The organism is Streptomyces sp. NPDC005483 (assembly GCF_040606035.1).
Taxonomy (GTDB): domain Bacteria; phylum Actinomycetota; class Actinomycetes; order Streptomycetales; family Streptomycetaceae; genus Streptomyces.
Genome location: NZ_JBEXEA010000002.1, coordinates 17,733 through 44,376, shown reverse-complemented (window position 1 = coordinate 44,376; position 26,644 = coordinate 17,733). Strand labels below are relative to the sequence as shown.

Annotated in this window: 24 protein-coding genes; 16 read left to right on the top strand and 8 right to left on the bottom strand. The window is 71.4% G+C overall.

What is annotated here, in order from left to right:
* Both ABZT06_RS03570 and ABZT06_RS03565 read left to right on the top strand, forming a co-directional pair.
* Positions 1-1,215: a cation:proton antiporter gene (locus ABZT06_RS03570; RefSeq protein WP_355734201.1), complete on the top strand. Its 1,215-nt coding sequence runs from the start codon at positions 1-3 to the stop codon at positions 1,213-1,215.
* Positions 1,216-1,674: 459 nt separating this feature from the next.
* Positions 1,675-2,670 carry a TAXI family TRAP transporter solute-binding subunit gene (locus ABZT06_RS03565; protein ID WP_355734198.1) on the top strand — a complete coding sequence of 332 codons (996 nt, stop codon included), beginning with the start codon at positions 1,675-1,677 and terminating at the stop codon, positions 2,668-2,670.
* Here the strand turns inward: ABZT06_RS03565 and ABZT06_RS03560 are convergent.
* Both ABZT06_RS03560 and ABZT06_RS03555 read right to left on the bottom strand, forming a co-directional pair.
* Entirely contained in the window at positions 2,660-4,042 is a 1,383-nt protein-coding gene (locus tag ABZT06_RS03560) for a HAMP domain-containing sensor histidine kinase (RefSeq protein ID WP_355734196.1), read from the bottom strand. The genes ABZT06_RS03565 and ABZT06_RS03560 overlap by 11 nt on opposite strands.
* Positions 4,043-4,900: 858 nt before the next feature.
* Positions 4,901-5,587: a response regulator transcription factor gene (locus ABZT06_RS03555; protein WP_355734194.1), complete on the bottom strand. Its 687-nt coding sequence runs from the start codon at positions 5,585-5,587 to the stop codon at positions 4,901-4,903.
* Between the two features lie 302 nt (positions 5,588-5,889).
* Between ABZT06_RS03555 and ABZT06_RS03550 the strand changes: the two genes are divergently transcribed.
* The 8 genes from ABZT06_RS03550 (at position 5,890) to ABZT06_RS03515 (ending at position 12,360) form a co-directional block, all read left to right on the top strand.
* The gene (locus tag ABZT06_RS03550; RefSeq protein ID WP_355734191.1) at positions 5,890-6,666 is read left to right on the top strand and encodes an amino acid ABC transporter ATP-binding protein; all 777 of its coding nucleotides are present in this window, start codon (positions 5,890-5,892) and stop codon (positions 6,664-6,666) included.
* A 61-nt stretch (positions 6,667-6,727) separates the two neighbouring features.
* Positions 6,728-7,570 carry a glutamate ABC transporter substrate-binding protein gene (locus ABZT06_RS03545; protein ID WP_355734188.1) on the top strand — a complete coding sequence of 281 codons (843 nt, stop codon included), beginning with the start codon at positions 6,728-6,730 and terminating at the stop codon, positions 7,568-7,570.
* Between the two features lie 184 nt (positions 7,571-7,754).
* Positions 7,755-8,423: an amino acid ABC transporter permease gene (locus tag ABZT06_RS03540; protein ID WP_355734186.1), complete on the top strand. Its 669-nt coding sequence runs from the start codon at positions 7,755-7,757 to the stop codon at positions 8,421-8,423.
* Positions 8,420-9,358: an amino acid ABC transporter permease gene (locus tag ABZT06_RS03535; protein WP_355734184.1), complete on the top strand. Its 939-nt coding sequence runs from the start codon at positions 8,420-8,422 to the stop codon at positions 9,356-9,358. The genes ABZT06_RS03540 and ABZT06_RS03535 overlap by 4 nt, the downstream gene beginning before the upstream one ends.
* 182 nt (positions 9,359-9,540) lie before the next feature.
* Positions 9,541-11,145: an FAD-dependent monooxygenase gene (locus tag ABZT06_RS03530; RefSeq protein ID WP_355734181.1), complete on the top strand. Its 1,605-nt coding sequence runs from the start codon at positions 9,541-9,543 to the stop codon at positions 11,143-11,145.
* 116 nt (positions 11,146-11,261) lie between these two features.
* On the top strand, positions 11,262-11,309 hold the full coding sequence (locus tag ABZT06_RS03525) for a hypothetical protein (protein ID WP_309506048.1): 48 nt from the start codon (positions 11,262-11,264) through the stop codon (positions 11,307-11,309).
* 77 nt (positions 11,310-11,386) lie between these two features.
* On the top strand, positions 11,387-11,923 hold the full coding sequence (locus tag ABZT06_RS03520) for a cysteine dioxygenase (protein WP_355734178.1): 537 nt from the start codon (positions 11,387-11,389) through the stop codon (positions 11,921-11,923).
* Positions 11,920-12,360, top strand: a complete 441-nt coding sequence (locus tag ABZT06_RS03515; RefSeq protein WP_355734175.1) for a rhodanese-like domain-containing protein — start codon at positions 11,920-11,922, stop codon at positions 12,358-12,360. The genes ABZT06_RS03520 and ABZT06_RS03515 overlap by 4 nt, the downstream gene beginning before the upstream one ends.
* Positions 12,361-12,697: 337 nt before the next feature.
* On the opposite strand, the gene recX is transcribed toward ABZT06_RS03515, so the two are convergent.
* Both recX and recA read right to left on the bottom strand, forming a co-directional pair.
* Positions 12,698-13,630, bottom strand: coding sequence for a recombination regulator RecX (gene recX / locus ABZT06_RS03510; protein ID WP_355734172.1), 933 nt, complete (start codon positions 13,628-13,630; stop codon positions 12,698-12,700).
* Positions 13,631-13,634: 4 nt separating this feature from the next.
* Positions 13,635-14,759 (bottom strand): recombinase RecA, encoded by a 1,125-nt coding sequence (recA, locus tag ABZT06_RS03505; RefSeq protein ID WP_355734169.1) that lies wholly within the window; start codon positions 14,757-14,759, stop codon positions 13,635-13,637.
* A 309-nt stretch (positions 14,760-15,068) separates the two neighbouring features.
* Between recA and ABZT06_RS03500 the strand changes: the two genes are divergently transcribed.
* Together ABZT06_RS03500 and ABZT06_RS03495 are read left to right on the top strand one after the other, a co-directional pair.
* A complete protein-coding gene (locus ABZT06_RS03500; protein ID WP_355734167.1) occupies positions 15,069-15,242 on the top strand; it encodes a hypothetical protein in 174 nt (57 codons plus the stop codon).
* Complete coding sequence (locus tag ABZT06_RS03495; protein WP_355734164.1) at positions 15,239-16,042, top strand: hypothetical protein; 804 nt, start codon at positions 15,239-15,241, stop codon at positions 16,040-16,042. Before ABZT06_RS03500 ends, ABZT06_RS03495 begins: the two co-directional genes overlap by 4 nt.
* An 11-nt stretch (positions 16,043-16,053) precedes the next feature.
* Here ABZT06_RS03495 and ABZT06_RS03490 read toward each other — a convergent pair whose 3' ends face one another.
* Both ABZT06_RS03490 and ABZT06_RS03485 read right to left on the bottom strand, forming a co-directional pair.
* Positions 16,054-17,313, bottom strand: coding sequence for an AI-2E family transporter (locus ABZT06_RS03490; RefSeq protein WP_355734161.1), 1,260 nt, complete (start codon positions 17,311-17,313; stop codon positions 16,054-16,056).
* Positions 17,314-17,438: 125 nt separating this feature from the next.
* Positions 17,439-17,633: a DUF3046 domain-containing protein gene (locus ABZT06_RS03485; RefSeq protein WP_355734159.1), complete on the bottom strand. Its 195-nt coding sequence runs from the start codon at positions 17,631-17,633 to the stop codon at positions 17,439-17,441.
* An 80-nt stretch (positions 17,634-17,713) separates the two neighbouring features.
* Here ABZT06_RS03485 and ABZT06_RS03480 point away from each other — a divergent pair, with 80 nt between their 5' ends.
* From ABZT06_RS03480 to ABZT06_RS03465, 4 genes are all read left to right on the top strand, one after another.
* Positions 17,714-18,658: a hypothetical protein gene (locus ABZT06_RS03480; protein ID WP_355734156.1), complete on the top strand. Its 945-nt coding sequence runs from the start codon at positions 17,714-17,716 to the stop codon at positions 18,656-18,658.
* Between the two features lie 177 nt (positions 18,659-18,835).
* On the top strand, positions 18,836-23,746 hold the full coding sequence (locus tag ABZT06_RS03475) for an ATP-dependent helicase (protein ID WP_355734154.1): 4,911 nt from the start codon (positions 18,836-18,838) through the stop codon (positions 23,744-23,746).
* Between the two features lie 292 nt (positions 23,747-24,038).
* On the top strand, positions 24,039-24,893 hold the full coding sequence (locus ABZT06_RS03470; protein WP_355734152.1) for a DNA-formamidopyrimidine glycosylase family protein: 855 nt from the start codon (positions 24,039-24,041) through the stop codon (positions 24,891-24,893).
* Positions 24,894-24,925: 32 nt separating this feature from the next.
* Complete coding sequence (locus ABZT06_RS03465) at positions 24,926-25,690, top strand: SDR family NAD(P)-dependent oxidoreductase (RefSeq protein WP_355734150.1); 765 nt, start codon at positions 24,926-24,928, stop codon at positions 25,688-25,690.
* Here ABZT06_RS03465 and ABZT06_RS03460 read toward each other — a convergent pair.
* Positions 25,638-25,961, bottom strand: coding sequence for a hypothetical protein (locus ABZT06_RS03460; protein WP_355734148.1), 324 nt, complete (start codon positions 25,959-25,961; stop codon positions 25,638-25,640). The two genes, ABZT06_RS03465 and ABZT06_RS03460, sit on opposite strands and share 53 nt — an antisense overlap.
* A 208-nt stretch (positions 25,962-26,169) precedes the next feature.
* Positions 26,170-26,550: a helix-turn-helix transcriptional regulator gene (locus tag ABZT06_RS03455; protein WP_007385114.1), complete on the bottom strand. Its 381-nt coding sequence runs from the start codon at positions 26,548-26,550 to the stop codon at positions 26,170-26,172.
* Positions 26,551-26,644: the final 94 nt, after the last annotated feature.

Here is a 26,644-nt window from a genome sequence, read left to right as displayed (position 1 = left end):
GTGCACTCCGCGGTCCTGCTGATCGAGTTCGGCTCGATCATTCTCGGCCTGGGACTCCTCGGCCGTTTCGCCGCCCGTTTCCGACTCTCCCCCATCCCCCTCTACCTGCTGGCCGGCCTGGCCTTCGGCGAGGGCGGCCTGCTCCCGCTGGGCGCCAGCGAGGAGTTCGTGTCGATAGGCGCCGAGATCGGCGTCATCCTCCTGCTCCTGATGCTGGGCCTGGAGTACTCGGCCGGGGACCTGGTCACCAATCTCAAGGCCCACTACCCCTCGGGCCTGGTCGACGGCGCCCTCAACGCGCTCCCGGGAGCGGCGGCCGCCCTGTTCCTGGGCTGGGGCCCGGTGGCAGCGGTGGTACTGGCCGGCGTCACCTGGATCTCCTCCTCGGGCGTCATAGCGAAGGTCCTGGGCGACCTGGGCAGAGTCGGCAACAGGGAGACCCCGGTCATCCTGAGCGTCCTGGTCCTGGAGGACCTGGCGATGGCGGTGTACCTGCCCATCGTCACCGCCCTGGTGGCCGGAGCGGGCCTACTGGCCGGAAGCCTGACCCTGGCGATCGCCCTGGGCGCGGCGGGCCTGGTGCTCTTCGTCGCGGTCCGCTACGGCCGCCTGATCTCCCGCTTCGTCTCCAGCGACGACCCGGAGAAACTCCTCCTGGTGGTCCTGGGCTTGACGATCCTGGTGGCGGGAGTGGCACAGCAACTCCAGGTCTCAGCGGCCGTGGGCGCGTTCCTCGTGGGCATAGCCCTCTCGGGAGAGGTGGCAGAGGGCGCCCACACCCTCCTGAGCCCCCTGCGCGACCTCTTCGCCGCGGTCTTCTTCGTCTTCTTCGGCCTCCACACGGACCCGGCGAGCATCCCACCGGTCCTGCTCCCCGCCCTCGCCCTGGCCCTCGTCACGGCAGCCACGAAGATCGCCACCGGTTACTGGGCGGCCCGCCGGGCCGGAATCTCCCCCAAGGGCCGCTGGCGCACGGGCGGCGCGCTGGTGGCCCGCGGCGAGTTCTCGATCGTCATAGCGGGCCTGGCGGTCTCGGCCGGCATCGAATCCTCCCTCGGCCCCCTGGCCACGGCCTACGTCCTCATCCTGGTCATCCTCGGCCCCCTCACGGCCCGCTACACCGAGCCCCTGGCCACGAGACTGACGGCCCGCCGCGAGTCCCCGAAGACACCGGAGAGCGCGTCACGGGTGACGGTCGGTGGGGACGGCGTCTGAGGGGGTGCCGGTCGGGTTGTCGGGCGGGTGCGGGCCGGTGGGGGCTGATCGCGCAGTTCCCCGCGCCCCTAGGCGGGGACGGTGCACGCACGTGCGGTCGCGGCCCCCACCCACCCACCGAACCGCACGCGCTATTCGGGCCGCCGCAGGCATTCAGGGGCGGGGGGAACTGCGCAACACGCCCGCCCCCACTTACGCGCAGACGCACGACAACCAAACCCGCCCAGCCCGCCGCAGGCATCAGGGGCGCGGGGAACTGCGCAAAGCGCCCACCCCCACCGACGCGCAGACGCACGACAACCAAACCCGCCCAGCCCGCCGCAGGCATCAGGGGCGCGGGGAACTGCGCAAAGCGCCCACCCCCACCAAGCCGCACCCGAACAACCACCGCACGCACCCAAACCGGCCCACCGCCGGAGGCACTGGTCAGCGCGCCTCACCCCCTGGCAGGATCACCGCATGCCCAAGCCGTTCCCCCGCCTCAGCCGCCGCCAGGCGCTCCAGACCGCGGCCGCCGCCCTCGTGGCGCTCGGCCTGCTCCTGTGGTGGCTGCTCCCGCTGGGGGAGACTCCCCCGACCGGCACGATCACCTTCAGCACGGGTACCAAGGCGGGCGTCTACCAGAAGTACGGCGGGCTCCTCCGCGACGAGATCCACAAGGACATGCCGGACCTGAAGGTGGAACTGGAGACCAGCGCGGGCTCCCAGGAGAACGTCAGACTCGTGGCGACCGGAAAGTCCGACTTCGCGATCGCCGCGGCCGACGCGGTGGAGACCTACCAGCAGAACGGCGAACCCGGCGCCGACCAGCTCCGCGGCGTGGCCCGCCTCTACGACGACTACGTACAGCTCGTCGTCCCCGCCGACTCCGACATCCACTCCGTGGCCGACCTGAAGGGGAAGCGTGTCTCCATCGGCGTCGCCAACTCCGGCGTACGCCTGATAGCGGACCGCGTGCTCCGCGCCGTCGGCATCGACCCGGACAAGGACATCCAACCGAGGTCCGAGGGCATCGACACCGGCCCCAAGCTACTCGGCCACGGCCTGGACGCGTTCTTCTGGTCCGGCGGCCTGCCCACCGACGGACTGAAGCAGCTGGCCGAGCGCTCGGCGTTCCGTTTCGTCCCGATCGAACCCTCCCTCGTGGCGAAGCTGCACGCCGAGGGCGAGCCCACCCGCTACTACCGCGCCACCAACATGCCGGCGTCGGCGTACCCGTCCGTCCAGAACGGCAGGACCGTCCCCACCATGGCCGTCTCCAACCTGCTGATCACGCGCAAGGACACGGACGTCAAGCTCACCGAGTGGCTCACCCGGACCGTGATCAAGAGCCGGGACGGCATCGGCCGGGACGTCCATTCCGCCCAGCTGGTGGACGTGCGCACAGCGATCTACACCGACCCGGTCCCCCTCCACGAGGGCGCCCGCCGCTACTACCGCTCCGTCAAGCCGTAGGACGGCTGCGGGGCACGGAGACCGTCACCACCAGGCCGTGCGGCTCGTGGCGGCCGTACGAGATCGCGCCGCCCCCCGCGGCCAGCAGTGCCCGTGAGATGGACAGCCCGAGACCGGACCCCTTGATGTTCTGATGCCGCCCGCTGCGCCAGAACCGGTCGCCGACCCGCGCGAGTTCCTCGTCGGTGAGCCCGGGTCCGCGGTCGGCGACGACGACCGTCGACGTTTCCCCGTCCGCGGCGACCGTGACCTCGACAGTCTCGTCCTCCGGCGTGAACTTCAGCGCGTTGTCGATGACCGCGTCGAGGGCGCTGGAGAGGGTGACGGGGTCGGCCCAGGCGGTGGTGGGCGGACAACTCCCCACCAGTCGCACGCCCTTGGCCTCGGCGGTGGGTGTCCAGGCGGCCACCCGTTCGGCGGTGAGTTCGCCGATGTCGGTGACGCTCAGATCCGCCTCGGTGTGCTCGGCGAGCGCGAGGTCGAGGAGGTCGTCGAGGACCTGGGCCAGTCGTTTGCCCTCCGCCTGCACGGAGGCGATCTCGGCGTTCCCCTCGGGGAGTTCGAAGGCGAGCAGTTCGATACGCAGCAGCAGTGCGGCGAGCGGATTCCGCAACTGGTGCGAGGCGTCGGCGACGAAGGCCCGCTGCTGTTCCAGCACGTCCTCGACGTTGTCCGCCATCTCGTTGAACGAGCGGGCCAGGCGCCTGAGTTCGGGAGGTCCGCCGGCCACCGCGACCCGGGACTTCAGGGCCCCGCTCGCGATCGAGTGGGTGGTGGCGTCCAGGACCCGCACAGGTCTCAGCACCCACCCGGTCAACCGCAGCGCGGCGCCGACGGCCAGCAGCATGGCGGCGAGTTCGCCCGCGAAGATGACGAGCCAGTCCTGGAGGATCCGTGAACGCATGGGTCCGGTGGGCGAGTCGGTGACGACGACCGCGACGACGTCACCGTCCCGGATCACCGGTGAGGCGACGACCAGCCGGCCCCGCTGCCAGGGCCACACCTGCTTGGGGTCCTGACTGCGGCGGCTGAGCAGGGCCTCGCCGAACGCGTCGCGCACCTCGCCCTCCCGGGGAAGGAACCAGCCGCGGGGCGCTGTGGCCATGGGTACGTCACCGTCGTAGAAGACACCGACGCGGATGCCGTAGACCTGGTAGTAGCTGGCGAGTTCGCTCTCCAGGGTCTCCAGGCGCTCGTCGGAGGCGTCGGTGACGAACTGGGCGAGCGCGGCGAAGTGCGCGGTGTCGTCGATGCGGTCGACGACGACCTTCTGCTGCTGCGCGGAGGCCACACCGATGGCGAGCGGCACGCCCAAGGCCAGCAGGACGGCGGCCATGAGGACGATGAGCAGCGGAAGAAGACGTGTACGCACGACACCTACGCTCCGGACCGAAGCCGCGGGCCTCGGCACACCCGGGCACGACGGGGCGGCGCCACCATGGCCACGCAGTGGACGCCGCCCGGCCCAAGCCGTTCCGTCCCCCGCCACGACCGGCAACCGTCACCCGGCACACCCCGGCTCCCCGCGCCGAACGGCCCCGCGCCGGCACCGCACCCGCGGGCACCCTCGCCGCCCCACTCACCCGCGCCCACAGCCACCGTCCCTCACCCGACCCGTTTTCCTCCCCCGAGCCTCGCACAGCTCCTGGTCCCGCTCCTCCACCCGGGGCCTCACCGCAGCCGCTGAGCCCTTGCCCCTCGCCTCAGGACATCAACCCCGCTCCGCCCCGGCTCTTCCCCGAGCCCGCCCCCCAGCGCATCAGCCCGAACCGCGCCCCCAGCCCCTCGGCCCAGCCGACGCCCCTGCCCCTCGATCCAAGACCTGCCCCGCCCTCTCAGGACATCACCCCCGATCCCCCACCGCCTCTTCCCCGGGCCCGCCCCCCAGCGCATCAGCCCGAACCGTGGTCCGAGCCCCTCGGCCCAGCCCACACCCCCGCCCCTCGATCCAAGACCTGCCCCGCCCCCTCGCCCCTCGGTCCAAGACACCGGCCAACGCCTGACCCCAGCCCCTCGACCCAGCCGACGCCCCTGCCCCTCGGTCCAAGACGCCGCTCCGACCTCCACCCGTCGCCCCCTCAGCCCAGGACGCCGCCGATCCCCGACTCCCGCCCCCTCGGCCCGCGATGCCGCCGATCCCCGACTGCCGCCCCCTCGGCCCGCAACGCCGCCCGACCCCCGACCCCCGCCCCCTCGACTCAAGGCGCCGCCACCTCACCGGACGGTCCCCTCACACCCCCGGCGCCACCAACCGGTACCCGACCCCCCGGACCGTCTCGATCAGCGCCGGCATCCGCAGCTTCGCGCGCAGGGACGCCACATGTACCTCCAGCGTGCGGCCGGTGCCCTCCCAACTGGTGCGCCAGACCTCGCTGATGATCTGCTCGCGGCGGAAGACCACACCGGGCCGCTGGGCGAGCAGTGCGAGGAGGTCGAACTCCTTGCGGGTGAGCTGGACGACCGTGCCGTCCACGGTGACCTGACGGGTCGGCAGTTCGATCCGTACGGCGCCGAGGACCAGCGCGGGATCCCCGCCACCGGGCACGTCCTCGTGAGCGGTGCGCCGGCTGACGGCATGGATGCGGGCGAGGAGTTCCCCCGTGTCGTACGGCTTGACCACGTAGTCGTCGGCGCCGAGGTTCAGCCCGTGGATGCGGGAGCGGACGTCGGAGCGCGCGGTGACCATGATCACCGGCGTGCTGGTGCGCTTGCGGATCTTGCCGCACACCTCGTAGCCGTCCTGGTCCGGCAGGCCGAGGTCGAGAAGGACGACCCCGAAGCCGTCGACCTCCGGGACGAGCGCCTGAAGTGCCTCCTCGCCGCTGCGGGCGTGCGTGACGTCGAAACCGTGCCGGGCGAGCACCGCGGACAGCGCAGCGGCCACGTGGTTGTCGTCCTCGACGAGGAGAAGTCTCACCCCGGCCCCCTTTTTATCCATCGGACGTACTATCCGAATATGTAATGAACAGGTACAACTGTGCGTACGCACGCGCGCGTGCGCACCGTGCAGTCATGCTGATGGATGAGGACGGCGTCAAGAGGGTTCCGGTTGCGCCGCGGTTCCGTTACCCGGCCGATATGCCGACTGGTCGCAAGTGCTACGACACGTGTCCGATTGCTATCGGATCGTGATGCTCAGATTCCCCTCAAGACTAATGACGCTGGTCGCATGGGGTTACTACTGTCCTCCGAAACCGAGGAGGACGGAGCCAGAGAGCGATGACCGAAGTATCGGTGGCCAAGGAAGATGCGGTCCCCACCGGCGAGCTGGTCGTCCTGAAGAGCGTCAACAAGCACTTCGGCGCGTTGCACGTACTCCAGGACATCGACCTGACGATCGCCCGCGGCGAGGTCGTCGTGGTCATCGGACCCTCAGGGTCCGGGAAGTCCACCCTGTGCCGCACCATCAACCGCCTGGAGACGATCGACACGGGTTCGATCGCCATCGACGGCAAGCCGCTGCCCCAGGAGGGCAAGGAACTGGCCCGGCTGCGCGCCGACGTCGGCATGGTCTTCCAGTCCTTCAACCTCTTCGCGCACAAGACCGTGCTCGAGAACGTGATGCTGGGCCAGATCAAGGTCCGCAAGGCCGACAAGAAGAAGGCCGAGGAGAAGGCGCGCGCCCTGCTCGACCGCGTCGGCGTCGCCACGCAGGCGGACAAGTACCCCGCCCAGCTGTCCGGCGGCCAGCAGCAGCGGGTCGCCATCGCCCGCGCCCTGGCGATGGACCCCAAGGTCATGCTCTTCGACGAGCCCACGTCGGCGCTCGACCCCGAGATGATCAACGAGGTGCTGGAGGTCATGCAGCAGCTGGCCCGCGACGGCATGACAATGATCGTCGTCACGCACGAGATGGGTTTCGCACGATCGGCTGCAAACCGCGTGGTGTTCATGGCGGACGGACGGATCGTCGAGGAGGCTGCGCCCGACCAGTTCTTCAGCAACCCGCGCAGCGACCGCGCCAAGGACTTCCTGTCGAAGATCCTGCACCACTGACGTGCCACCCGGATCGACCACCGACGGCTTTCCTCTCTTCACCACCCAAAGGATGTTCATCATGAAGCTCCGCAAGGTCACCGCCGCCTCGGCCGCCGTTCTCGCCCTCGCGCTGTCCGCGACCGCCTGCGGCGGCGACAACAAGGACAGCTCCGGTTCGGGCTCCAGCGGCGGTGGCAAGATCAAGATCGGCATCAAGTACGACCAGCCCGGCCTCGGTCTGAAGAAGCCCGACGGGTCCTTCTCCGGCTTCGACGTCGATGTGGCGACATACGTGGCCAAGCAGCTCGGTTACGAGCCCAACCAGATCGAGTGGGTCGAGACCAAGAGCGCCGACCGTGAGAACGCGCTCGCCCGTGACGACGTGAAGCTCATCGCGGCCACCTACTCGATCACCGACGAGCGCAAGCAGAAGGTCGCCTTCGCCGGTCCGTACCTGCTGGCCCACCAGGACCTGCTGGTCAAGAAGGACTCCAAGATCAGCGAGGCCACGGACCTCAACGGCGAGAAGCTGTGCTCCGTGACCGGCTCGACCTCGGCGCAGAACGTCAAGGACGACTTCGCCCCGAAGGCCCAGCTGAAGCAGCAGGCCGGTTACTCGGAGTGCATCGCCGGCCTGCAGAGCGGCGCCGTCGACGCCGTGACCACGGACGACTCGATCCTCGCGGGCTTCGCCGCCCAGGACAAGTACAAGGGCCAGTTCAAGCTCGCCGGCCTCAAGCTGAGCAACGAGAACTACGGCATCGGCGTGAAGAAGGGCGACACCGCGACCGTGAACAAGGTCAACGCCGCCCTCGAGAAGATGGTCAGTGACGGCTCCTGGCAGAAGGCCGTCGACAAGAACTTCGGTCCGGCCGGCTACAAGAACGAGCCCGCCCCCAAGGTCGGCGTGATCGTCAAGTAGTACCGAGGGCAAAGCGGCTGTGGCCGGCCGCTCAGCCGCGCCCCGGAAGGGGCGCGGGGAACTGCGCGACCGGCCACGGCGAACCCGCAGATCCCAGCGGCGAGGTGCGGCGGCGTAAGCAGCGGAGCGCCCCCGCGCCCGTCCACGTACGCCACACGCCACACACCCGGAAGCGCGGGAGATCGTGTTCGACTTTCTAGAAGGTTATGACGTCCTCGGGGCGTTCTGGATGACGGTGAAACTCACCGCCCTGTCCGCCGTCGGCTCCCTGATCTGGGGCACCCTGCTGGCCGCGATGCGGGTCAGCCCGGTGCCGTTGATGCGCGGCTTCGGCACCGCCTACGTCAACATCGTCCGGAACATCCCCCTGACGGTCATCATCGTCTTCAACTCGCTCGGTCTCGCCGACATCTTCGGTGTGACGATGGGCGCGGCGGACAACTTCGACGTCCAGGGCTTCCGGCTGGCGGTGCTCGGTTTCATCGCCTACACCGCGGCGTTCGTCTGCGAGGCGATCCGCTCCGGCATCAACACGGTGCCGCTCGGCCAGGCCGAGGCGGCCCGCGCGATCGGGCTGAACTTCAGCCAGACCCTGCGTCTCATCGTGCTTCCGCAGGCCTTTCGCTCGGTCATCGGGCCCCTGGCCAACGTGCTGATCGCGCTGACCAAGAACACCACCGTGGCAGCCGCGATCGGCGTGGCCGAGGCGGCGACCCTGATGAAGACGATGATCGAGAACGAAGCCCAGACCCTCGCCATCGGCGCGGTCTTCGCGTTCGGCTTCGTGGTACTGACCCTGCCGACCGGCCTCATCCTCGGCTGGCTCGCCAAGCGACTGGCGGTGAAGCGATGAGTTCGGTCCTCTACGACACTCCGGGCCCCCGCGCCAAACGGCGCAACGTCCTCCTGTCGATCGTCTTCACCGTGCTGCTCCTCCTCCTGCTGTGGTGGGTGTGGCAGAAGATGGACGACAAGAACCAGCTGGAGTGGAACCTCTGGGAGCCCTTCACCACCAGTGAGGCCTGGACGACATACCTGCTGCCCGGTCTCGGGGACACCCTCAAGGCGGCGGCGATCTCCATGGTGATCGCCCTTCCGCTGGGCGCGGTCTTCGGCATCGCCCGCATGTCCGACCACGCCTGGGTACGCGGTGCGGCCGGCACGGTGGTCGAGTTCTTCCGGGCGATCCCGGTGCTGCTGCTGATGCTGTTCGCCAACGAGTTCTACGTCCGCTCCACGGACATCTCCAGCGAACAGCGGCCCCTGTACGCCGTCGTCACCGGCCTGGTCCTCTACAACGCCTCGGTGCTCGCCGAGGTCGTCCGCGCCGGCATCCTCTCCCTGCCCAGGGGGCAGACGGAGGCCGCCTACGCGGTCGGCCTGCGCAAGGGCCAGACGATGACCAGCATCCTGCTCCCGCAGGCGGTCACCGCGATGCTGCCGGCCATCGTCAGCCAGCTTGTCGTCATCGTGAAGGACACCGCGCTGGGCGGCGTGATGCTGGGCTTCACCGAGCTGCTCAACGCGCGCAGCACACTGGCGGCCAACTACGCCAACGTCATCCCCAGCTTCATCGTCGTCGGCATCATCTACATCATCGTGAACTTCCTCCTCACCAGCTTCGCGAGCTGGCTGGAGCAGAGGCTGCGGCGGAGCAAGAAGAGCACGGGCGCGGTGCTCGGCGAGGACACGGAGATCAACCCGGCCGCGGTGGGCGGTACCTTCGGGACCGGCGGAGAGGGCGGCGGTCCGAGCGGGTTCACCTTCAACGACAAACCGCCCCGGTGACCTGATGCACAGTCAAGCGGCGTGAAGGGCACGGAGGGCAGTGGCATGATCGCCACTGCCCTCCGTCACTTGACGCAAGCACCGGCAATGGGTTGCATACGTTCTGTGATCGTGCACCCTGCCCCGACCTCCTGTTCACATACGTCTCCCGGCATTCCGCAGCAGGCGGGGGGCGCCGCGCCGTGGACCCGGTGATCATCGTCGGAGCGGGGCCCGTCGGGCTCACGCTCGCCCTGGCGCTGGCGCGTCAGGAGGTCCCCTCCGTGGTCCTCGACGAGGGCCCGGGCAAGGACGAACCCCGCCTGGCCCGCACCGCCGTACTGCACGAGGACACCGCCGCCCTCATGTCGCGGCTGACCGGAGTGCCGGTCACCGAGCTGGGTGTGCACTGGGCCGGATGGCGGTCGATGCGCCGCAAGCAGGTGATGCGCGAGGTCGACTTCGAGGAGGCCGGGGAGGCACCCCTGCACCTGGCCCAGCACGTCCTGACCGGCGCCCTGCGCGCCGCGGCCACCGAGGAGCGGCTGGTCAAGCTCGCCTCGGACAGCCGTCTCGACTCCATCGAGCAGGAGCCCTCTGGCGTCACCGCCCACACCCGCGGCCCCAAGGGCACCTGGTGGCGCGGGAGTTACCTGGTGGGCTGCGACGGCACCCGCTCCACTGTGCGCAAGCTCGAGGACATCCGCTTCCCGGGCCGTACGGCCGTGGAGCGCCACGCGGTCGCCGCCCTGCGCGCGGAACTCCCTTGGGAGGACCGGGCGTTGCTGCACCGGATGCCACCGTGGCGGACGTCCGGACCGTCGGCCGGGGAGATCGCCGCCCGCCCGCTGCCCGAGGGTGTGTGGCGCCTGGACTGGCTGCTGCCGCCGGGCAAGGACCTGGTCACGCCGGAGCTCCTGGTGACCCGCGTCCGGGAGACCCTCGCGGGCTGGACGGGCGGCTCGACACCGCCGTACGAACTCCTCGACACCGGCGTCCACACCGTCCACCACCGGCTGGCCCGCCGCTGGCGCGCCGACCGGGTCTTCCTCGCCGGGGACGCGGCGCACTGCCTCGGGGCGCTCGGCACACAGGGACTCGACGAGGGCCTGCGGGACGCCGACAACCTCGCCTGGAAACTGGCCCTGGCCTGGCACCACGGCCCGCACGAGGCGCTGCTCGACAGCTACCAGACCGAGCGGCGCGCGGTCGTCGCCGGCCGGCTGCGCGCCGCCGACCAGGCACTGCCGCTGCTGCGCGGCGGCGGGGGGCTGCGCTCGGTGGTCCCCGGCTCGGCCCGCGGCCACGACGCGTTGCTCACCGACGGTCACTTGGGGCGCGGCCCACTCGGCGCGCCGGGGACGTACGCCGACTCGCCCCTCGCACCCGGGCACCTCGAAGGAGAGGTGCCCGTCGACACGCTCCCGGGGGAGTCGGTCACGGATGTGCGGGTCACCGCCGAGGACGGCTCGTTCGTACGACTGCGCGAGCGTCTCGGCCGGGGCGCGCTGCTCGTCCTACTGGTCGCGCCGGGCACCGGGGTGTGGGAGCGCAAGCACTGGGTGACCGCCGGAATCATGCCCCGCCTGGCCGCGGCGGTGACCGCGCTGCCGCACTCCGCCGAGCTCCTGGTCGCCGAGGAGTACCCGGGTGCGGCCCCGCACACGGTCCTTCTCCTCCGCCCCGACGGTCACCTCGTCACGGCGCTGAGCGGGGTCCGCCCGGCCGACCTGTACTCGGCCGCCGAGACGGCGCTCGGCGGCCCTCCGGCGAAGACCGAGGCCAACGCGGGGGCCGGATCGCATTGACGTGCTCACTGTCACTGTGCGTCCACATAGTGACAGTGAGTTGAAACGACCGTCGGCGTCATGGTGTACTCCGGATCGTGACCGACACCTGTGTGCGCCTGTGGCGGAGGGTCCATATGGACCTCGTCCGCTATGCGGGCTGCGTGTGTCGCCCGTCCTGCTGAATTCGCCTTCTTCTCTCCCCCGCGTGCCGCGCCTGTGCGATGGCACGCTGTCGCGAACTCTTCTCAGGACGGTACCCGTGTCTGTCTCCCCCGCCCTCCCCTCGGTCACCTCCGCCGTCGCGCCGCCCACCCAGGCCGAACTCCTCGACTTCGTACGGCGCACCGCCGCCGACACCGAGCTGATCGACTCGCTCCCGCTCGATCCCGAGGGCCGCACCTGGGTGCGCCTGGAGGGGCCCGGCGGCAGCGAGGCCTGGCTGATCGGCTGGCCGCCCGGCACCGGCACCGGCTGGCACGACCACGCCGAGTCGGTGGGCGCCTTCACCACCGCCGCCGGCGAGCTCAAGGAGAACTCCCTCGCCGCCCGGCTGCCTGCCGACGGCTGGAAGACCCTCGAACTCTCCGACGACGTGGACCGCGAGCGACGGCTGCCGGCCGGCAAGGGCCGCTCCTTCGGTCAGCACCACGTCCACGAGGTCCTCAACGAGTCCACCGAGGTCCACGCGATCTCCGTGCACGCCTACTACCCGCCCCTCCCGCAGATCCGCCGCTACAGCCGCACCGGCCAGATCCTGCGCCTGGAGCACGTCGAGCGGCCGGAGGACTGGCAGTGAGCGCCCCCTCCGGCAGTCGTACGGCCGAACAGGCGCCCGGCATCGACGAGTTGCTGGAGCGGGTGCGCGCGGGCTACGAGCGGATCGGGGCCCGGGAGGCCCACGACGCCGTCCGGGCCGGTGGAGCGCTGCTGGTGGATATCCGGTACGCGGCCCTGCGCGAGCGGGACGGCCTGATCCCCGGTGCCCTGGTCGTCGAGCGCAACGAACTGGAGTGGCGTCTCGACCCGAAGGGCAGCCACCGCCTGCCCGAGGCCACGGGCCACGATCTGCGGGTCGTGGTGGTGTGCGACGAGGGCTACGCCTCCAGTCTCGCGGCGGAGTCCCTGCACCGGCTCGGCCTGCGCCGGGCCACGGACCTGGTCGGCGGTTTCCAGGCCTGGCGGGCTGCGGGGCTACCGGTCACCGGCGGGCACGGCGACGGCAGCAGACGGTAGAAACGGGCGGTGGGACGCGCGCACGAGAGCCTGCCGGTCATCGCGAGTGCGCCTGGCTCGAGCGTCCTGCACGAGGCAGGTCGAGAGGGGGAGGGGCCTGGTGGGCCGGCGGGCCTGTGGGCCTGTGGGCCTGTGACGGGGCGTTTCCCCGTCAGGCACGCACCTGGCCCCGCTCAGGGCACGTTGCCAGGGACCCTGCCCGCTGCCCGCTGCCCGCTGCCCGCCGGGGATACCTGGTCGTAGCGGTGAAGCGTTCACCCGCGCCGAACACCGCCCCCCTCTTCCGCCCCGACCCCCTCCGCTCAGGCCAGGCCCGGCTCGCGAAGACTCCCCCGTGTCAGAACCCCTCGTCGCCGAGGAACTCCGTCTCCTCCCCCTCCTCCTCCAGCGCCTGCCGGACCACCCGCAGAGCCATCCCCTCGGAGTAGCCCTTGCGGGCGAGCATCCCCGCGAGGCGGCGCAGTCTCTTGTCGCGGTCGAGGCCACGCGTCGCGCGCAGCTTGCGGTCGACGAGCTCGCGGGCCGTCTCCTCCTCCTGCTCGGAGTCGAGCTGCGAGACGGCCGCGTCGATCAGCGTGGAGTCGACGCCCTTGGTGCGCAGCTCCTGGGCGAGCGCCCGCCGGGCGAGTCCCCGGCCGTGGTGCCGGGACTCCACCCAGGCGTCCGCGAACGCGCTGTCGTTGATCAGCCCGACCTCCTCGAACCGCGACAGCACCTCCTCGGCGGCGTCGTCCGGGATCTCCCGCTTGCGCAGGGCGTCGGCGAGTTGCTTGCGCGTGCGCGGAGTCCCGGTGAGCAGGCGCAGACAGATCGCCCGCGCCCGCTCCACCGGGTCCGCCGGAGGTTCCCCCGCCTCGGCCCTCGACAAGGAGGGGCCGCCTCCGTCCTCACCGGGCGATTCCCCGAAGCCGCGTCGGCGCTGCCGACGCCCACGGGAACCACCCGCGCCAGGTGCTCCGCCGCCTCGACGCGAGCTCCGGCCGAACGTCCCGGAACCACGTGCCGCCCCGTCACCGGACTCGTCGCCGCTCGGCCCACCGTCGCGGTACGTCCCCCCGTCGCTGTGGGGACGACCGCCGCGGTAGGACGCCGAGCCGTCGCCGGACTCCCTGTCGCCGTATGACACCGAACGGCCGTGTCCCCCGTCCGCTCCATGCCCCGCGCAGTCCCCGTACCCGCCGCCGCCCGGCCCGGCAGAACCCCCGTCGCCCTTTCCGCCCCACTCTCGCGGAGCGCCCTCGTACTCGGCCCAGTCGGTTCGCCGTGTCACAGGATCAGCTCTTGGCGGCCGGAGCCTTGGCCTTCGTCACCTTCGCGGCCGCCGGAGCCGGCACCTTCGCGGCGTCTTCCGAGGCAGCGGAGACCGCGGCGTCCGCACCCGGCTCCGCGGCAGGCTCCACGGGCCGCACGCCGACGCCCAGCTTCTCCTTGATCTTCTTCTCGATCTCGTTGGCCAGGTCGGGGTTGTCCTTCAGGAAGTTGCGCGCGTTCTCCTTGCCCTGGCCGAGCTGGTCGCCCTCGTACGTGTACCAGGCGCCGGCCTTGCGGACGAAGCCGTGCTCCACGCCCATGTCGATCAGACCGCCCTCACGGCTGATGCCCTGGCCGTAGAGGATGTCGAACTCGGCCTGCTTGAAGGGCGGTGCGACCTTGTTCTTGACGACCTTGACGCGGGTGCGGTTGCCGACCGCGTCCGTGCCGTCCTTCAGGGTCTCGATGCGGCGGATGTCCATGCGCACCGAGGCGTAGAACTTCAGCGCCCGGCCACCGGTCGTGGTCTCCGGGGAGCCGAACATCACGCCGATCTTCTCTCGGAGCTGGTTGATGAAGATCGCGGTGGTCTTGGACTGGTTGAGCGCGCTGGTGATCTTCCGCAGGGCCTGGCTCATCAGACGGGCCTGCAGACCGACGTGGCTGTCGCCCATCTCGCCCTCGATCTCCGCGCGCGGAACGAGCGCGGCGACGGAGTCGATGACGATGAGGTCGAGGGCACCGGAGCGGACCAGCATGTCCACGATCTCCAGGGCCTGCTCGCCGTTGTCGGGCTGGGACAGGATCAGGTTGTCGATGTCGACGCCGAGCTTCTTCGCGTACTCGGGGTCGAGCGCGTGCTCCGCGTCGATGAAGGCGACCTGACCACCGGCCTTCTGCGCGTTCGCCACCGCGTGCAGGGTCAGGGTCGTCTTGCCGGAGGACTCCGGCCCGTACACCTCCACCACACGGCCACGCGGGATGCCGCCGACGCCGAGCGCGACGTCGAGTGCGGTCGACCCGGTGGGGATGACCTCGATGGGCTCGTTCGGCCGCTCGCCCATGCGCATGACCGCGCCCTTGCCGAACTGCCGTTCAATCTGTGCGAGCGCGGCGTCCAACGCCTTCTCGCGGTCGGTTCCTGCCATGGGTTCCACCCGATTTGCTTGAGTCGATCGCTTCACGTCAAAGACGCTAACGCCTGCCACTGACAATGGGCCCCGACGCCCGCCCAGCCTGTGGATAACCCGGGTACTTCTCCATGCAAACCATGTCGAAACGCCCGCCGTCGGCTTCGCCGGAGCTTCCATATGAATGGATGTTCGATTTTCGTGTCAAGCGCACCACGCGACACCCGGGACACTGCCCGCGGCCCGCTCCGCCTACTTCCCGCGGCGTACTTGAGGTGTCTTCGGCGGTACGACGACCGGACGGCCCGTTCTCGCGAGCCTTGTGCCATGGAGACCACGCCGAGCACCGGAGAGATGACCTCGACCACCCACCGACGCGACAGCGGGACGGCACGTCATCCCACTGTGCCGCCCGGTGTCGTCATCCCGCTCGGCGCCGGCCCGTTCATCGGGGTGGGCGCGATCCTGACCCCGACCACCGGCGGAGGAGAGCGGCAATGACGGACCCGGCCCTCACGGAAGCGCCCGCGGAGCCGACACGGAGGTCGGCGCCGCGAACCCGCGATGCACGCCGCGTGGAGCGTCTCTGCCACTCCACCGGTCTCCTCCTGGTCCTCTCCGGGCTCGCGCACCTGGTGGTGTTCGCCGTGGACGGCGGCCCCTGGGACGGACCGGTCTCGTGGCGCAAGCCGGTCACGTTCGGGGTGTCCTTCGGAGTGACCCTGATCGCGGTCACCTGGGTCACCTCCTATCTGCACGTCGGCCCCCGGCTGCGCACCCTGCTGCTCGCGGTCCTCGCGGCCGACTGTGTGGTGGAGGTCGGCGGCATCACTCTCCAGGCGTGGCGCGGGGTGCCCTCGCACCTCGACATGGAGACACCCTTCGACACGGCGGTGTCCATGACGCTCGCGGTGGGCGGCGGCGTCCTGGTGGTGCTGCTGTCGGTGTTCGCGGTCGCCTCGTTCCGCCACCGGCCCTCGGGTCCGGCGGGGATGGACCTCGCGGTGCGGTCGGGGTTCGCGATCCTGCTGGTCGCGCTCGCCTCGGGCGCCGCCATGATCGCGCGCGGTGTCGTCCTCACCCGCACCGGCCACCAGGAAGCGGCCTACCGCTCGACCGCTCCGCTCAAACCGCTGCACGGCGTGAGCCTGCACGCGGTCCTGGTCCTGCCCGCACTGACTTGGCTGCTGTCGCGCACGCCCTGGAGCGAGCCGCTACGGCGACGCATCCTGTACGCGGCGATCGGCTCCTACGTCACGGCCGTCATCGGCGCCGCCATATGGGCCGCCCTCACCTACTGAGCCCGGCGCCCTCAGGACGAGCCGTCGCCGTCGGTGGAGTCCTGCGTCCCCGGCCGCCGCCGCTCCCACAGGGCACGCACGCGCGTGGCCGGCGAGGGCTCCTCGCCCCGCTTCCGGTGCCCGTGGACCCGCGGATCGTCGGTGACGGCGTACCGCTTCACGTAGGCCCCCAGGAACGCCTGCAGCGTGGCGACCGCCGGGATGGCGATCAGGGCACCGACCGCGCCGAGCAGGGCGGTGCCCGCGATGACCGAGCCGAAGGCGACCGCGGGGTGGATGTCGACGGTCTTCGAGGTCAGCTTGGGCTGCAGCACGTAGTTCTCGAACTGCTGGTAGATCACCACGAAGACCAGCACCCACAGCGCGTACCAGGGATCGACCGTGAAGGCGATCAGCATGGGCAGGGCGCCCGCGAGATACGTGCCGATGGTCGGGATGAACTGCGAGACCAGGCCGACCCACACGGCGAGCACGGGCGCGTACGGCACGTCCAGGGCCTGGAGGAGGACGAAGTGCGCGACTCCGGAGACGAGCGCCATCAGGCCGCGCGAGTAGAGGTAGCCGCCGGTCTTGTCGACGGCGATCTCCCACGCGCGCAGCACCTCGGCCTGGCGGGCGGGCGGCAGGACGGAGCAGATCGCGCGGCGCAGCCGTGGGCCGTCCGCGGCGAAGTAGAACGAGAACAGCGCGATCGTCAGCAGCTGGAAGAGGCCGCCCAGAACCTGGGCGGAGACGTCCAGGACGCCGGTGGCGCTGTTCTGCACGTAGTTGCGCAGCCAGTCGGAGCGCAGCAGCCCCTCCTGGACGTCCACCCGCTTCAGCTCGGTGTGGAAGTGCCCGTTGATCCAGGCGATGACGGAGTCGAGGTAGTCCGGGAAGTCCTCGACGATCTTGATGATCTGGCCCGCGAGCATCGAACCGAGCAGTGTGACGAAGCCCGCGGTGACGATCAGCACCCCGAAGAAGACGAGGAAGGTGGCGAGCCCCCTGCGCATGCCCCGCGCCGCCATCTTGCTCACCGCGGGTTCGATGGCCAGGGCCAGGAAGAACGCGATGAGGATGTTGGTCAGGAGGCCTATCAGCTGGTGGAAGGCCCAACTGCCGAACTGGAACACGGCGATGAGGGCGAGCGCGAGCACCATGGCGCGCGGCAGCCAGCGCGGCATGCGGGCGTTCGGCCCGGCGCCGTCGGCCGGGGGCCGGGTGGGCGGCGTCGTGCCGAGCGGAGATGCGTGCTGGGCTGCCTGCCCGGACTCGTCAGTGGGTGCCACGGTGCAAGTCTGGCCCACGTGACTGACAATCGGCCCCGGTCCTGCGATCTTCGTGACCGCTCAGTGCCTCTTTCGTGAGATGTTCACGCCCACGCGGCACTTCTCCCCGGAACGTCCACGCCGGCTCAGTGCCGCTCGCCCGGAACGTTCATCACGGTGCAGACCACGCGCCACACGTCCTTGGCGTCCCAGCCGGCGTCCAGCGCCTCGTGCACCGTGCGCCCGCCGAGCTCCGTCATCACGTGATCGCGCGCGAAGGTGTCGGCGTACCCCGGACCGAAGTGTTCCGCCATCCGCTGCCAGAAGACCGTCAACCGCATGACTCGATTATCCCGCCCCTGAGGGTGGGCCTGGGCCGGGACCGCCTGCCGAGACCGCTTTCCGCTCTACGGTCTGACGCATGCCCGAAACAGGAGCTTCCCCACTCCCCCAGACGCCACCGGCGCACTCCCCGCTCTTCCGCGCCGAACACTTCGTCTGGCTCACCGCGCGTGTGCTGGAACAGCGTCTGTTCGCGTACCGCTTCCTGAACGGCGGCCCCGACCCGGTGGAGACGGCCCTGGACGCCTACCGCAACGCGGACGGCGGCTACGGCCACGCCCTGGAGCCCGATCTGCGCGGCCCCGTCAGCCAGCCCCTGCACACCGCTCACGCCCTGCGGGTCCTGGACGCGGTAGGCCGCTGCGGCGGACAGCGCGTGGAACGCGTGTGCCGCTACCTCACCTCCGTGTCCACCCCGGACGGCGCCCTCCCGGCGGTCACTCCCGCCCAGCGCGGCTACCCGACGGCCCCCTTCCTGCCGGTCGTGGACGCCCCGCCGAGCGAACTGCTCACCACCGGACCCGTGGTCGGTCTGCTGCACCGCAACGAGGTGTGGCACGCCTGGCTGTTCCGGGCCACGGACTTCTGCTGGCAGGCCGTGGAGTCCCTCAAGGTGTCCCACCCGGACGAGATCCAGGCCGCCCTGACCTTCCTGGACTCCGCCCCCGACCGCCGGCGCGCGGAGGCGACCGCCGACCGCCTGGGCCGCCTGGTGCGCGAGCAGCGGCTGGCCGCGCTCGACCCCTCGGACCTCGGCGCGTTCCCCGCGGCCCCCGGCTACGCCCCGGGCGAGCACCACTTCCCGCACGACTACGCGAAGACGCCGGGCTCCCTCGCGCGCGCGTGGTTCACGGACGACGAGATGTCCCGTTCGCTGGACTTCCTCGCGGCCGAACAGCAGGAGGACGGCGGCTGGCCGGTCCGCCGACGCCAGTGGGCACCCACCACCACCCTCGAAGCACGCCCCATGGCGACCATTGAGGCTCTGCAAACCCTGCGCGCGTACGGCCGCGAGGTGGGCTGAGCCACCAGCCACACGCGCCACACACCCCCACCGAGCCGAAACAGGCCGCCGCAGGCACCAGGGGCGCGGGGAACTGCGCAAACAACGCCCACCCCCACCGACCCCGCAGCCAAACGCACAAACCCCACCCGCCCAACCGCCGGAGGCATTGTCAGTGCCGGGGTGCAGGATGGACGCATGGTCAGCCCAGCACACCGAGCCCTGAACGGCTTCTCCCCCGCCACCCGCGGCTGGTTCACGGGCGCGTTCGACGCGCCCACCACCGCCCAGGCCGGCGCGTGGCAGGCCATCGCGGAGGGCTCGGACGTACTCGTCGTCGCCCCCACCGGCTCCGGCAAGACCCTGGCCGCCTTCCTGGCCGCCCTCGACCAGCTGGCCTCCACACCCCCGCCCGCGGACCCCAAGAAGCGCTGCCGCGTCCTGTACGTCTCGCCCCTCAAGGCCCTCGCCGTCGACGTGGAGCGCAACCTCCGCAGCCCCCTCACCGGCATCCGTCAGGAATCCGTCCGCCTGGGCCTCCCCGAGCCCGAGGTGAAGGTCGGCATCCGCTCCGGCGACACCCCGCCGGCCGAGCGCCGGGCCCTGTCCACCCGCCCCCCGGACATCCTGATCACCACCCCGGAATCCCTGTTCCTGATGCTGACGTCAGCGACCCGGGACGCACTCGCCGGCATCGAGACGGTGATCCTCGACGAGGTCCATGCCGTGGCCGGCACCAAGCGCGGCGCCCACCTGGCCCTCTCCCTGGAGCGCCTGGACGAGCTCCTCCCGAAGCCGGCCCGCCGCATCGGCCTCTCCGCCACGGTCCGCCCGGTCGACGAGATCGCCCGCTATCTCTCCCCCCAGCGCAAGGTGGAGATCGTTCAGCCGAAGTCCGGCAAGGAGTTCGACCTCTCGGTCGTGGTCCCAGTTGAGGACCTGGGTGAACTCGGCGGCTCCCCGGTCGCCGAGGGCAACGAAGGCGCGGAACGCCCCTCCATCTGGCCCCACGTGGAGGAGCGCATCACCGACCTCGTCCAGTCCCACCGTTCCACGATCGTCTTCGCGAACTCCCGCCGCCTCGCGGAACGCCTCTGCAACCGTCTCAACGAGATCGCCTACGAGCGCGCCACCGGCGAGCCCCTGGACGAACACCACGCCCCGGCCGAACTCATGGGCGGCTCCGGCGCGGCCCAGGGCGCGCCCCAGGTCATCGCCCGCGCCCACCACGGCTCGGTCTCCAAGGAACAGCGCGCCCTGGTCGAGGAGGACCTCAAAGCGGGCCGCCTCCCGGCGGTAGTGGCCACGTCCAGCCTCGAACTCGGCATCGACATGGGCGCGGTGGACCTGGTGATCCAGGTCGAGTCGCCCCCCTCCGTCGCCTCCGGTCTGCAACGCGTCGGCCGCGCGGGCCACCAGGTCGGCGCGGTCTCCACCGGCGTGGTCTTCCCGAAGTACCGAGGAGACCTCGTCCAGGCGGCGGTCGTCACGGAACGCATGCGGACCGGTTCCATCGAGTCCCTCAAGGTCCCCGCGAACCCCTTGGACGTCCTCGCCCAGCAGCTCGTCGCGATGACCGCGATGGACACCTGGCAGCTCGACGACCTCCTGGCCACGGTCCGCAGGGCGGCCCCCTTCGCCTCCCTCCCCGAGTCCGCCTTCACCGCGGTCCTCGACATGCTCGCCGGCCGCTACCCCTCCGACGCCTTCGCAGAACTGCGCCCGCGCGTGGTCTGGGACCGCATCGCCGGCACGATCACCGGCCGCCCCGGCGCCCAGCGCCTGGCCGTCACCTCCGGCGGCACCATCCCCGACCGCGGCCTCTTCGGCGTCTTCCTGGCCGGCTCCGACCCCAAGAAGGGCGGCGGAAGGGTCGGCGAGCTCGACGAGGAGATGGTCTACGAGTCACGCGTGGGGGATGTCTTCACGCTCGGCACCAGCTCCTGGCGCATCGAGGACATCACCCGCGACCGCGTCCTCGTCTCCCCCGCCCCCGGCGTCCCCGGCAGGCTCCCCTTCTGGAAGGGCGACCAGCTGGGCCGCCCCCTCGAACTGGGCCGCGCGGTGGGCGCGTTCCTCCGCGAGGTCGGCTCCCTGTCCAAGGAGGACGCCCGCCTGCGTCTGCTCACCGCGGGCCTGGACGCGTGGGCGGCGGACAACGTCCTGTCGTACCTGGACGAGCAGCGCGAGGCCTGCGGCCATGTCCCGGACGACCGCACCATCGTCGTGGAGCGCTTCCGCGACGAACTCGGCGACTGGCGGGTCGTCGTCCACTCCCCGTTCGGCGCCCAGGTCCACGCCCCCTGGGCCCTCGCCCTCGGTGCCAAGCTCTCTGAGCGCTACGGCATGGACGCCCAGGTCATGCACGCCGACGACGGCATCGTCCTGCGGCTGCCGGACGCCGACATGATGAGCCTGGACCTCCTCGACCGGGAACCGACCAGGATCGGCACGGAGTACGACGCCGAACAGGCCCCGGTGGGCGCCGCGGACGTCGTCTTCGACAAGGGCGAGGTCGACCAGGTCGTCACCGACCAGGTCGGCGGCTCGGCCCTGTTCGCCTCCCGCTTCCGCGAATGCGCCGCCCGGGCGCTGCTGCTGCCGCGCCGTAACCCCGGCAAGCGCACCCCGTTGTGGCAGCAGCGCCAGCGTGCCTCCCAACTGCTCCAGGTGGCGAGCGAGTTCGGTTCGTTCCCGATCGTCCTGGAGGCGGTCCGCGAGTGCCTCCAGGACGTCTTCGACGTCCCCGGCCTCGTCGAGCTGATGGGCGACCTGGAGTCCCGCAGGGTCCGCCTGGTCGAGGTCACCACCCCCGAGCCGTCCCCCTTCGCCCGTTCCCTGCTCTTCGGCTACGTCGCCCAGTTCCTGTACGAGGGAGACTCGCCCCTCGCCGAGCGCCGGGCGGCGGCCCTCTCCCTGGACTCCCGTCTGCTGGCCGAGCTGCTGGGCCAGGCGGAGCTGCGCGAACTGCTCGACGCCGAGGTTCTGACCGAGCTGGAGCGCGAGCTCCAGTGGCTCACCGAGGACCGCCGGGTCAAGGACGCCGAAGGGGTCGCGGACATCCTCCGCGTCCTCGGCCCGCTCACGGACGCCGAGCTGGCCGAGCGCGGCGCCGAGCCACAGTGGGCGCGAGATCTCGCCGGAGCCCGCCGCGCGATCAAGGTCCGGGTCGCCGGAGCCGACCACTGGGCGGCGATCGAGGACGCGGGCCGTCTGCGCGACGCCCTCGGCACAGCGCTGCCGGTAGGCGTCCCGGAGGCCTTCACCGAACCGGTCAAGGACCCTCTCGGTGACCTCCTCGCGCGCTTCGCCCGCACCCACGGCCCCTTCACCTCGGCCGCGGCCGCCGCCCGCTTCGGCCTGGGCACGGCGGTCACCGAGGGCGCGTTGCAGCGCCTGGCCGCGAGCGGACGAGTCGTACAGGGAGAGTTCCACCCGGCGGGCATCGGCCAGGAATGGTGCGACGCGACCGTGCTCCGCCGCCTGCGCCGGCGCTCCCTGGCGGCGCTGCGCCACGAACTCGAACCGGTGCCGCCGCCGGCCCTCGCCCAGTTCCTGCCGCAGTGGCAGCACATCGGCAAGGGCCACTCCCTGCGCGGCATCGACGGACTGGTGCGCGCCGTAGAGCAGTTGCAGGGCGCCTCCGTGCCCGCCTCCGCCCTGGAGAAGCTCGTGCTGCCGTCCCGCGTCACGAACTACACCCCGGCGATCCTCGACGAACTCACCGCCGCCGGAGAGATCGTGTGGGCCGGAGCGGGCGCGCTCCCGGGCAAGGACGGCTGGGTCTCCCTGTACCTGGCGGACGCGGCCCCCCTCCTCCTGCCACCGCCCCACCCCCTGGAGCTGACCGCCCTCCACCAGTCCGTCCTGGACGCCCTCACGGGCGGCTACGGCCTGTTCTTCCGCCAGATCGCCGACCAGGTCCGCGCCACCACGCACCCCGACGCCACCGACCCCCAACTGGCCGATGCCGTATGGGATCTGGCCTGGTCGGGGCGGCTCACCAACGACACCCTCACCCCCATGCGCTCCCTGCTGGGCTCCGGCCGCACCGCCGGTTCCACCGCCCACCGCGCCAAACGCACGATCCCCCGCGGCCGCTACGGCTCACTCACCGCCGCGGCACGCACCGCATCGCGCACCGGCCCGCCGACCGTCGCCGGCCGCTGGTCCCTGCTCCCCCAGCGCGAGCCCGACCCCACCGTGCGCGCCCACGCTCTGGCCCGCACCCTCCTCGACCGCCACGGAGTGGTGACCCGTGGAGCGGTCGCGGCGGAGGGCGTGGAGGGCGGCTTCTCGGCGACGTACCGCATCCTCTCCGCCTTCGAGGACAGCGGACAGGCCCGCCGCGGTTATGTCGTGGAGGGCCTCGGCGCCGCCCAGTTCGCGATGGACGGCGCGGTCGACCGCCTCCGCGCGGTGTCCAACGCCCGCGACCGCGGCGAGCCGCTGCCGGAGGCCGGCGGCCCCGACATCTGGAGTGCGGACGCAACACAGGGCGACCCCGCGGCCGAGGACTGGGACTGGACCCGCGCCTTCGACAACCAAGGCAGCCTCGAAGCCGGCACAGACGGTCCCCCGGCCCCCGTGTCCCCCGCCTCCCGCGACGAGTACATCTCACCGCGCGACTACCCGCCCCAGCCCACCCCGCGGCACTGGCAAGGCACCCCCGCGTACGATTCCGGCTTCGGCAACCGCAGGCACAACACCTCCGACGCCTCCCGGGCCGTGGTCCTCGCCGCGGCCGACCCCGCCAACGCCTACGGCGCCGCCCTCCCCTGGCCCGACCCCCCGACCGAGGCAGGCCACAAGCCGGGCCGCAAGGCGGGCTCCCTCGTGGTCCTCGTGGACGGCGAGCTCACGCTCTACATGGAGCGGGGCGGCAAGACCCTCCTGGCCTGGCCCACCGCCCCCGACACCACGCCCACCGACGACCCCCGCCTCCGCACAGCGTCCGAAGCCCTCGCCGCAGCCGCCAAGGCCGGTTCCCTGGGCACGGTCACGGTGGAACGCATCAACGGCACCTCCGCCCTGACCTCCCCCCTGGGCACCCTCCTGGAGACAGCAGGCTTCATCGCCACCCCCCGGGGCCTGCGCCTACGCGCGTGACCCGACGCACCGCACCTCAGTGCTTCCCTCTGCTCGCCGACGGTGCCACGGGCCGGTCCGACCACCGCACACACCCACCCTGGCCGCCACACGCACGTCACCCGCCACCCACGCCCCCGCAGCCGCCGACAGTGAGCACGCCCCACAGGGGCCACTCGCACCCGACCACGAAACCCGCACGGGTGGTGCGGGTGGGACCAGACCGGCCGAAGGCGAAGCCGAGGCCGAACCCACCACCACTCCCCCCACGACCCCGCACCCTCACCGCCCTCCCCCGTGCCACCCTTGACCCATGCCCGAAGGAGACACCGTCTGGCAAGCCGCGAAGCGCCTGCACACCGCCCTCGCGGACAAGGTGCTGACCCGCAGCGACCTGAGGGTGCCGAAGTACGCCACAGCCGACCTCACGGGCCGCAGAGTCCTCGACGTCACCCCCCGCGGCAAACACCTCCTCACCCGCATCGAAGGCGGCCTGACCCTCCACTCCCACCTCCGCATGGACGGCTCCTGGAAGGTGTACGCGGAAGACCAGCGCTGGACAGGCGGCCCCACCCACCAGATCCGCGCGATCCTGGCCAACAAGGACCACACGGCCGTCGGCTACCGCCTCCCCGTCCTCGAACTGCTCCGCACCGCGGACGAGCACAGGTCCGTCGGCCACCTCGGCCCCGACCTCCTCGGCCCGGACTGGGACCCCGAGCGCGCTCTCGCGAACCTCCTCCAGGACCCCGCCCGCCCGCTCGGCGAGGCCCTGCTCGACCAGCGCAATCTCGCCGGTATCGGCAACGTCTACAAGAGCGAGCTCTGCTTCCTGCTCGGCGCCACCCCCTGGCTCCCCGTCGGCGCCCTCCCCGCGGACCGCGCCGCGCAGCTCCCCGCGCTCGCCAAGAAGCTCCTGGAGACCAACCGCGACCGCCCGGTCCGCACGACGACCGGCCGCCGCGGCCAGGACCTGTTCGTCTACGGCCGCGCACCCCGCCCCTGCCTCCGCTGCCACACCTCGATCCGCATCGCCGACCAGGGCGACGGCTCCCGAGAGCGCCCCACCTACTGGTGCCCGACCTGCCAGATCGGCCCAGCCCCGAGCCCGCTCCGCAGGGCACCGGCGGGAACACACCCCAGAACCTCACGCCGTACGACCAATTGACGACCCGTCAGAAACGCTCGTACCGTCGCTCCATGGCCGTCAGCGCGTACGACCTCACCGGACGCAGCGCGTTCGTCACCGGCGCCGCCGGCGGCATCGGCCGCGCGACCGCCGTGCTGCTCGCCGAGGCGGGCGCCACCGTCCACTGCGCCGACCTCGACGCGTCGGGGCTGCACGAGACGGCGACCCTGATCAAGGACGCCGGCGGCAGCGCGCACAGCCATCCCCTCGACGTCACCGACCGCGAGCAGCTCCAGCAGGCCATCACCTCCTGCGAGCGCCTGGACGTACTGGCCGCGATCGCCGGGATCATGCACAGCAGCCCGGTCCTGGAGACCCGGGACGAGGACCTCGACCGCGTCCTGAACGTCAACCTCAAGGGTGTGCTCCACGCCTGCCAAGTGGCGGCCCGCCTGATGCTCGACCGGAGGACGAGGGGCAGCATCGTCACGATGGCCTCCGGCGCCGTGGACACCGGCGGCCCCGGCCTGCTCTGCTACGGCGCGGCCAAGGCGGCCGTGGTCCAACTCACCAAGACCCTGGCCACCGAGGTCGGCGGATACGGCATCCGGGTCAACGCCGTAGCTCCCGGCTGGATCCGCACCCCCATGACCGACCGCCACGACGAGGAGGCCCAGGCCCGTACCGAGGCGCTCATGTCCCGTATGTCACCGCTCAAGCGAGTGGGCGAACCGGAGGACGTCGCCCACGCCGTGCTGTACCTGGCCTCCGACGCCTCGTCCTTCATGACGGGCCAGATCCTCCGCCCGAACGGCGGGGTGGCGATGCCGTGGTAGGCGCTCCCGTCGGCCCGACCTCCCCGGCCGGCCCGGGCTCCGCAGGCCTCCCCGCCCGCCACGCCTGACGCCACCGCCCAGCGGCTACGGCCCCCGTGGCCCGCGTCTTCGGCACACAGTGCACCGGCAGCAGGCTCAGCCCCCACCCACCCGCCGCGACCGCACCTTCGAGCACACCGGCGTCCGGCGCCAGCAGCAGCCGCGCCGCGGCCCACCACCACAGTGCCCCGAACCCGAGAGCCACCCCCCGGCGTACTGCCGGCCCCGCCATGCAGCCACCTCCAGCCCGGACGCTAGACCGCCGCCGCACCCACGGGGAGGGCGCACCAAGGGCACACGGACGCATCGACGCGGCCGTCGCTCCAAGATGCACGAAAACCCCGACCGGCGCCTCTCCAGACCAGCTGGAGAAACCCGTCCGGGGCCTCGCAGACTTCATCTCGGCGAGCCATCAGCTCATGGCTGACCGAGCGCGAGTGTCACGCCGCTACGACGTCCACAGCTTCGCTCGGTGCCTTGATGGTCACCCGTTCCGGTGGCACACCCTTCACCGACACGGAACCCAGCATCGGGCGCACGGGCGCCGGCACGGGCTCGCTGGGGGTGGCCGCAGCAGACTGGGCCAGCTCGGCGAGGGCGAGTTCGTCGCTCACTTCCCGCATGAGCTCGGACATCCGTACGTCCAACGCGTCGCAGATCGCGGAGAGCAGTTCGGAGGAAGCCTCCTTCTGCCCCCGCTCCACCTCGGAGAGATAGCCGAGTGAGACTCGGGCGGAGGAGGAGACTTCGCGCAGAGTACGGCCCTGGCGCTGGCGCTGCCGACGCAGCACGTCACCCAGCAGGCGACGGAGCAGAATCATCGGTGGCTCCCTCCTCGGACCGCGTAGCCGCATCCTTCACGCCCCACCGTACCGCCTTGCGCCGCGGCCGTGCGGGGAGCGATGTCGTGTTCAC